Origin of the sequence: Allomesorhizobium camelthorni (assembly GCF_011045125.1) — a bacterium.
GTDB lineage: Bacteria > Pseudomonadota > Alphaproteobacteria > Rhizobiales > Rhizobiaceae > Allomesorhizobium > Allomesorhizobium camelthorni.
Map to the genome: position 1 here is coordinate 1 of NZ_JAAKZF010000138.1, position 8,464 is coordinate 8,464.

Below are 8,464 nucleotides of genomic sequence, written 5' to 3' on the forward strand. Positions count from 1 at the left end.
ATCGAGATCGGTTTGCCAGTTCCCATCCATGGCCGGCCCCTCCAAAAGCCGACCTCCTATGAATCACCGAAGACGCCTCTTGGGAATCCTGAAAGTGCTCGCCCGCCAAAAATCTGCCAAAGTAGTGTTAGACGTAAAACTTCTCTGATCCGGCGCATCGACAATCTCTGGGTTGGCATCAGGCTTCCTCGTTTTGAACGAGGCATCCTGTAGACTGGTTGAGTTGTCGGCCGAAGCATCCCGCACCTCCGAAAAGGTGCTCACGATCCTCTGAAATCGCTGCTCACGATCGTCTGAAATCGTTGCTCATGATCCCGTGAAATCCGTGCTCACGATGCGGTGAAATCCGTGCTCACGATCGCCTGAAATACGCACGTGATCGGCAGCTTGCGCAACAGATAGGGGTAGATCTTGTGCCCTGGCGCCGGCTTCGAGGTGTTCGGGCGCCGATAGATTGCCGCGATCCTCATGCGCTTCATCAGTGTCGCGACGTGGAGCCGGCCGACATCGAAGCCCTCGCGAACGAGGATGTCGCGCATCATCCGGCTGCCCGCGAACGGGTAATCCAGATGCAATCTGTCGATCCGCAGCATCAACGCCAGATCGGCGGCGGGAACCGGTCGCGGCAGATAATAGACGCTCCCCCGGCTGATGCCAGGGCCGCAGCCTGCTTCCTGACGGGCAAAGGGTGCCTACGGTCGATCATCGTCTTGCGCTCAGCAATCCCGCCTTGGTGAGCGCTTCGGCTAAAAAATCATTCGTGAGCGTCAACTCGCCGATCTTGGCGTGGAGTTCCTTCACATCGATGGGTGGCGGCGCTTCGGCCTTCCCGTCGCCGCCGAAGACTTCGGCTGCCCTTTCCAGAAGCTGCGTACGCCAGGACGTGATCTGATTGGCGTGGACGTCAAACTGCTCGGCCAGTTCGGCAAGCGTCTTCTCGCCCCTGATCGTGGCAAGCGCCACTTTCGCCTTGAAGGCCGGGCTGTGGTTCCGGCGCGCTCGTCTGCTCATGGTCTCTCCTGTTCACGGCATCATGCCGATCTCAGGCAGAAATTCCACTTATCCCGACTGTCTAGTTTTCCCGAGCCAGCTCTGTGAGCGTTGATGCGCACCATCTAGACAGAGGCAGCCCCAAACGAAACAAGGTCATGCGGCCCGACCCGCGGATGAGAGATTGTTGACCGACGTTCAAGTCCCGCCTCTTGCATCTCTTATCCGCCGTACAAGTGCCTCGACCGCCGATCCGATCGGCGGGCTGCAGCTTGTTTCAAAGGCTGGTCCGGTTCTAACATTCGCATCCCGCTGATGCCGGCCACGTCAACGGCGAATGTTAGAATCAAAGGACCATTAAGCAAAACGTATGATTCTAGTACCTCTGCACAGAGGATATGACTGGTTGGATCGGCTGCAGCTTTGGTAGGCTGTTGTGGTCGACGATGAGTTCGATGCTGCGTGCGACGACGGGCCGTCTGCGGATGAACCCGGCGCGCTCGAGGGTCCTTGCCAGCGATACTCCTGCCTGGTCCGTTGCGGCTGGCCTCATGTCAGCGGCAATCACCACGGCGCCTTAGCGGCGAAGTCGTCGCAGAAGGCGGATCTTATGCCTGAACTCCCGCCGGTGACTAGCACAACTCTGCTGTCGAGCGTCATGACAAGGCCTTGTCGAAATTCGCTTCGAACTGAACCTCATGTGAGGGAGGGGCGTTCCCTGTCATCACCTGTGTCATCACGATCGCGCACAGGCGATGCGAGGGTGCGTTGCTCCACCATGTCCCGTAAATTCCCGCCCAGCCGTACCTGCCGGCCGAGTTCGCCCGGTTGCCGCTAGGGCGATCGAGCACCGAGAGTCCGAGCCCAAAGCCTTGCTCGCGCCAGTAGTCAGCAGCGCCGAAAGCGGGGCGCTGTCGCTGCTCAGCGGTGAGATGGTTGCTGGTCATCATCTTTATCGAGTGCTCCGACAACAGCGGCCTTCCTGACGTATCGAGGCCCGCCAGCAGGAAGCGCGCGAAGCGGAGGACGTCGGCAGCCGTCGAGACAAGTCCGGCTCCTCCTGATTCGAAGCCTGTTTCCAAAGCATGCTGACAGTCGAGTGCTGCCGGAATGCTGGTCAGCCTGCCGTCTGGCTCCGTAGTGTAGGCGTGGGCCAGCTTCGACCAATTTTCAGGTTTGACGAGGAAGGTGGTGTCACACATGTTGAGAGGTGCGAACAAGGCGTCGTTCAGGTATTCCCCGAGCGAACGACCAGTAGTACGCGAGAGGATCAGGCCCAGCACGTCCGTCGAAAAACCATAAGTGTATGCCTCGCCGGGCTGATGCATCAACGGAACCTCGGCCAGCCGGCGCAACCAGTCCTTCTCCGAGCATCCCGGGAGGAACTCGGTGTTGAATTCTCCAAGAAGCCGCGCGGAGACACCCTCGGCAGTGATCGGATAGGCGAAGCCGGATGTGTGCGTGAGCAGGTCGAAGATTGTCAATGGCCGTGCAGCGGACTCGATGCGGTCGCTTCTAGGGCCAAGCGTGCGCAGAACCTTCAGCGAAGCCAATTCGGGCAGGGTCTGGGCTATTGGGTCCTGCAATTGCAGCTTGCCCGCCTCGATAAGCCGCAGCGCCGCGGCACTGACGATCGGCTTTGTTAGCGAGGCGATTCGGAACAGGGTGTCGAGGCGCATGGGATTCCCGGCGATGCTATTCGCCCCGATGACCTCCTGCGCATCGGCCCGGTTGGGGCCGGAGATCAGGACGACAGCGCCAGGGAGTGCGCCCTTCTCCACGCTGCTGGCTACAGCGGCTACCGCGTCCCGCAGACTCATATCGTTATTTTCCCCCATTGCCATTTTGTGAACTGGTGGGTCCTTTGTAGGAATGAAGAGCCTGTGACATCGAACACGACAGCGAGGCCGAGGCGGAAATAGGCGAAGAAGGCGCTCTTCACTGCCGGATCAATTCTCGCTTCTCGGGAGCCTCAGCGCTGTCTCCTACTTGAGACGGCGTTTGGCCGTGTACTCTCTTGAAGCTTCGGGTGAAATGGGAAGCGTTCTTCAGGCCAACCCTCCAGCGAGACTTCGATGTTCGAAGCCCTCGTCTTTGAGATCATTCGTTTGGCGTGATCAACGAACGCCCCCGAAATGGCGGCCCGAAAACATGAACACCCCTCGAAATGAAGGAACTCCCATGCCTCAGGCCAAGCTCTACGACGGTTTGCGACAAAGCCTGATTTTATGGTCACTATTCATTGTGCAGTGTAGCCGCCATCCACTACAAAGTCCGCGCCGGTGATGGCCCGCGACTCATCGCTGGCGAGAAACAACGTGGCCGCGGCGATCTCCCAAGGCTGGCCAAGCCGCCCCATCGGGTGAGCCTTTTCCAAGGTGCGGCGATGCACCTCCCCTTGCGAAGGCTCTGCAAGCCACTGTTCCGTCATAGGGGTAAGTGTAAAGGTCGGCGACACTTGGTTGCATCGCACACCGGGGGCCGTTTTGGCGAGGTGAAGGGCTGTCGACTTGGTCAGCATGCCCACCCCTCCTTTGCTCGCGGTGTAGGCTGCACACTTTCCATCGGCAACTCGGCTAAAGATCGAGCCGATGTTAACAATAGAACCACTGCCTTGATCCCGCATGGAAGCAATCACATGCTTGCAACCGAGAAAGGTGCCGCATAGGTTCACGTCAAACGTTTTTGTGAGCGTTTCAAAAGTGCAGGTTTCAATGGTGTCGTTAGACAGAGAGATGCCAGCGGCGTTAACAAGCACATCGATACGATCACACTCTGTGAGAACATCTGAAATCAATCTTATCCAGTCGCTCTCGCTAGAAACGTCCATCTGATGCGAGCCTGGCTCAGGCATGGCTGCTAAATCGGCTAGAACTAGTCTGGCGCCTGCCGAGCGAAAGCGTTCGGCGATAGCCTTACCGATTCCCGAAGCTGCGCCTGTTATGATTGCCACCTTGTTTGCCAGGATCACGCTGTCGTCCCTCCGTCGATCACGTACTCGGCGCCGGTAATGAAGGAGGCGTCGGGTGAGCATAGCCACACTATGAGACTTGCGACTTCATCGGGCGCGATACGCCGTCCGATTGGCTGACTGTCATCCCATTGCCCTTTCGGCGTCAGGGTTGCTTCAGCGAAAAAGTTGGCCACCATTGCAGTATCGACCACGCCAGGATGAACCGAATTGCATCGGATTGAATCGCCTTTGCGGGCGCAAAAGATCGCCACATCTTTGCTTAGGAGGCGGACAGCCCCTTTGCTCGCATCATAGGCGGCAAGTTCAGCGTCCCCCTTGACTCCTGATACTGAAGACAGGTTGACGATAGCCCCTCCGCCGCTCTGACGCATCAAAGGCAACACAGCCTGACATCCCAAGAATGTGCCAAACAGATTGACTGACATGACCTTGCGCCACAGATCAAGCGGAGTATTTTCCACCGTTCCTTCGAGCACGATCCCGGCAGAGTTTACCAGCGCATCGAGACGGCCGTGGCGCACTCGCACACTTTCAACCACAGTTCGCCAGCGAATAGGATCAGTTACGTCCAGCTCAATCCATTCCGCGGCTGCCGTGCATTCAGGGGATTCCTTGAGATCCGCCGAGATCACCGTCGCGCCATCAGCGGTGAAACGTCGACAGCAGGCGAGTCCAATGCCTGAGCTTCCGCCTGTAACAATGACTACTGGTGTCGCCGACTGCATTTATTCTCCCCATAGGTTTAGTCATTCGAATCTGTCCAATTTGCCATCGAGAAAGACCGTCAGAGCCTATCTAAGCAACTGAGTTGGAACCCCGGATACCCCTTGCTCGCCATATTTTCGCAGATGCTGGCATAGGTATGAAAGCCGTCAACATAGGGCATGAAAATCCGAGGTTTACCCGGGATGTTTGCGCCGAGGTACCAGGAGTTTGCCTTGACATAGAGTGTCTTGTCGGCGCTTTCAGACAGCTCACGCGTCCAGGCTTCCTGGGCTTCGTCACCGGCCTCGATCTCGATGCAGCGGCTCGCCTCTGCGTGTCCGATCAGTCGACTGATCCACTCCACGTGCTGTTCGCAGGCAAGAATCATGTTGACAAATACTGAGGGGCTACCCGGACCATTGATTGTGAACAGGTTGGGAAAGCCTGCCACAGCTAGACCCAAATAGGTTCGCGGTCCGTCCTGCCATTGCTCCTTCAACGAGACGCCGCCGCGTCCGCGGATGTCAATCTTGGTCAACGCCCCTGTCATGGCGTCGAACCCTGTCGCCAGAACCAACGCGTCGAAGCGATGGTCGGCCTCGCGCGTGCGAAGCCCGCTCTTGGTAATCTCGACGATCGGATCCGCCTTGATGTCGATCAGGCTGACATTGTCTCGGTTATAGGTTTCGTAATATTCGCTGTCGACGCAAAGGCGCTTCGAGCCGAGCGGGTGATCTTTGGGACAGAGGATCTCCGCCACCTTCGGATTCTTGACCGTCGCGCGGATCTTGCCTCGCACGAACTCGGCCGCGATTTCGTTTGCTTGTTCCGAAACCATCAAGTCGCCGAAAGCATACTGATAGTGGAAGCCGCCCTCTTGCCAGCGCTTCTCGAACTGTAATTCGCGTTCCTCCGGCGAGAGCTCAAGGATCGAGACCATATCCTCGTCCGCGTATGTGTAGTCACCCGCGTAGGAAGTGCGCGCTCTCTGCCGAAGGGCGCCGTAACGCCGTTTCATCTCCGCCTCGCGTTCGGCTCGCATCGGACCATTCCAGGCCGGAATCGAGAAGTTCGCAGTGCGCTGGAAAACAGTGAGATGCCGCGCCTGCTTCGCAATCAGGGGGATCGATTGCACGCCGGACGATCCGGTGCCAATGATCCCGACGGTCACGCCTGAGAAATCTACCCCCTCGTGCGGCCAATGGGCGGTGTGCAGCACGCGCCCGGCGAACCGATCCAGCCCAGGCAACTCGGGAACTTTGGGTACCGACAAGCAACCAGTGGCCATGATCAAGTAACGCGTACGAAATGTCCTTCCGGTTTCAGTCTGGACGGTCCACCTCTTCGCTTCCTCATCGTACTCGGCTTTCGTCACAGTGGTCTCGAATAGGATATCCCGACGCAGGTCAAAGCGATCGGCGACGTGATTCGCATATCGAAGGATCTCGGGCTGAGCGGCGTAGCGCTGTGGCCAGACCCATTCCTGCTGCAGATCTTCGGAGAAGGAATAAGAATAGCTCATGCTTTCCACATCGCAGCGCGCGCCAGGATACCGGTTCCAGTACCACGTGCCGCCAACGCCGTCGCCGCGCTCAATAACTGTCACCGACATGCCCATTTGTTGGATCTTGTGGAGCATGTACATGCCGGCGAAACCCGCACCAACAATTACAACATCACGATCTTCCATATTTCTATCCAAGGTTGGAGAAAGGTTTTTACTGTGTTTGGATATTAACGCGAGGTGAGTGTTGGCGAAATATGCCTAGAGGCACCCCCTCCGGAACAAATCAGGAACACGCCCCCCCCCTGTTATTCCAGTCGCGATTGTCTGATGCCGGTTTTCGCTAATGCAGTGGAGCTTTGACGGTCGCGTTCAATGATACAGACGAACTTATACTGCGGCGCGGCGATCTAAAACCGCAGTGATTTGGACTCAGTCGTCAAAATAATCCAGGTTGGATTGGCGAGGCGACTGTGAGTCCTCCATCGATTGTAAAGCATTGACCGGTCACGAACTCCGATTCATCGGAGACCAGCCAGGCGACCGTATTTGCCACGTCTTCCGGCCTCCCGAACCTGCGCGCAGGATGACGGGCCAGCGCATCGGCTTTCGCTTTTGCAGGGTCCTTCGCCAACGCGAACGCGCTCTCGGACAACGCCGTGAGAATCCATCCGGGGCAGACTGCGTTGCACCGTACCGTCGGTCCGTAATCGACTGCGATCGAGCGGGTCAGACTATGTACGAAAGCCTTCGAAGCATTGTAGATCGCCATAGAGGGTTCGGACACGATACCCGCGATGGAGCCGAGATTAATGATTGCGCCGCCGCCCTCGGTCATTCCAGGGAGAACCTCTCGGCACATGTTGAAGACGCCCTTGCAGTTGACGTCTACAACACAGCACCAATCATCGTCCGTGGTGTCACGGACGGTTTTCTCGACCTGTATGCCAGCGTTGTTCACCAGGACGGAGATGGGCCCAAGCTCCAATGCCGCGTTGACTATCCGCTTTGCATCCTCGGTCTTCGAGACATCTGCCTTTACCCAAAGCACGCTCTCGTCGAGGTCCTGAGGCCGTGCGCCGCGGCCGCATGTGACCACTTGAGCACCATCGTTCCGGAGCCTCGTGACGATCGCACGGCCGATGCCGCGGCCGCCGCCGGTGACGATGGCAATCTTGTTTCGTTTGATAGTCATGGAGATTGGTCACCGCTTCTCTCAGTGCGGCAATTGTTACCCATAGATCCCAAGTGGGTCCTTGAGTTCCACCCTATCGGCATCGTGGCCTGGCAGTGTCCGGACTCAACGGGTACTACTGTTTCACGAGGTAGAATTGCCAAGATTGCGAGCATGGAGGCAGGCCTCCTACTGTTATCCCGCCGAGATGCCAGCATGTTGGCCCATTTTCTTTTCTCGCGGTTCATCGTCTAGGTACTGTGCTCGCCGACTAGTCATCCTTGATGATTTCGACGCGGATATATCTGCTACCAAGTCCTCAAGCGTCAATTTTACATCGGCTGCAATACCAACCTCTGCCGGGATAGCTCCGTCCGATGGTTTCGGGATCAACGTCCACGTGGATCAACTTGGAACCAAAAATGTCATGCCATTTCCGATCCAAGAAGAATTCCAGTCCGAAAATCTGCAACCGACTGCACGCAGGACTTCTGTGCGACTTGCGACGTTGTTCGCTGTGGCTTTTATCATAATAATTGCCTGATTTGCTATTTCTGAGTAAAAATATGGAGTAGAAAATTAGACGGGTCAACAGCATTCCAATGACAGTTTGGGAGACGCCGAAAATCGGCCCGGTTTTGGCGCACGGATGACCCTGCCGTTTTCGGCTCCCGATAGGGGAGTTGCGAAAAGCAAAGTCGATGTCTTGGAGATTTGGCCCATAGCACAGGCCTTTCAGTTGGTATCTCAGCCAACTCGAGCGCGAGCTGGCCATACCCTCGATCCGCGCATTGAACGAGCTTGCAGGGTGCTCTGTTAACATCAGCTGGTTCTTCCCAGACCCTGAGGGGCCAGGAGATGAAGAAAGCTCCGTGATCGGACGTGACGGCAGGACGCGATCACTTCGCTTTGATTCGAGAATACGCGATGAGCTACTCCCCCATTCGATGGCTGGGCAGCTTGATTGCTTCTCTGTACATTTTAAGCGGGAGCTACATCGGGTGACTTGGTTTACTCGCATCGAGGACGGAGGCTGGCTTTGTCAGCAAAGGGCAACTCGACTTTACTATCGAGGATAAGATGTTCTTGCTAGATGAGGGCGATAGTATCGACTTTT

At 56.9% G+C, this 8,464-nt stretch carries 6 protein-coding genes and 1 pseudogene; 1 reads left to right on the plus strand and 6 read right to left on the minus strand.

What is annotated here, in order from left to right; all coding sequences use genetic code 11:
- Positions 1–213 (plus strand): hypothetical protein (locus tag G6N73_RS36570; RefSeq protein WP_206079232.1); only part of this gene is annotated, 213 nt, incomplete at its 5' end.
- A gap of 161 nt (positions 214–374) precedes the next feature.
- On the opposite strand, the pseudogene G6N73_RS33315 reads toward G6N73_RS36570, so the two are convergent.
- The 6 genes and pseudogenes from G6N73_RS33315 to G6N73_RS33340 all read right to left on the minus strand — a co-directional run.
- Positions 375–1,011: pseudogene (locus G6N73_RS33315) on the minus strand (IS3 family transposase); the annotation flags it as partial.
- Between the two features lie 635 nt (positions 1,012–1,646).
- Positions 1,647–2,828, minus strand: coding sequence for a serine hydrolase domain-containing protein (locus G6N73_RS33320; RefSeq protein ID WP_165034175.1), 1,182 nt, complete (start codon positions 2,826–2,828; stop codon positions 1,647–1,649).
- Positions 2,829–3,229: 401 nt separating this feature from the next.
- On the minus strand, positions 3,230–3,961 hold the full coding sequence (locus G6N73_RS33325) for an SDR family oxidoreductase (protein ID WP_165034176.1): 732 nt from the start codon (positions 3,959–3,961) through the stop codon (positions 3,230–3,232).
- Positions 3,958–4,689, minus strand: coding sequence for an SDR family oxidoreductase (locus tag G6N73_RS33330; protein ID WP_165034177.1), 732 nt, complete (start codon positions 4,687–4,689; stop codon positions 3,958–3,960). The genes G6N73_RS33325 and G6N73_RS33330 overlap by 4 nt, the downstream gene beginning before the upstream one ends.
- A 59-nt stretch (positions 4,690–4,748) precedes the next feature.
- A complete protein-coding gene (locus G6N73_RS33335; protein WP_165034178.1) occupies positions 4,749–6,359 on the minus strand; it encodes a flavin-containing monooxygenase in 1,611 nt (536 codons plus the stop codon).
- A 253-nt stretch (positions 6,360–6,612) separates the two neighbouring features.
- On the minus strand, positions 6,613–7,368 hold the full coding sequence (locus G6N73_RS33340; RefSeq protein ID WP_165034179.1) for an SDR family NAD(P)-dependent oxidoreductase: 756 nt from the start codon (positions 7,366–7,368) through the stop codon (positions 6,613–6,615).
- Between the last annotated feature and the right edge of the window lie 1,096 nt (positions 7,369–8,464).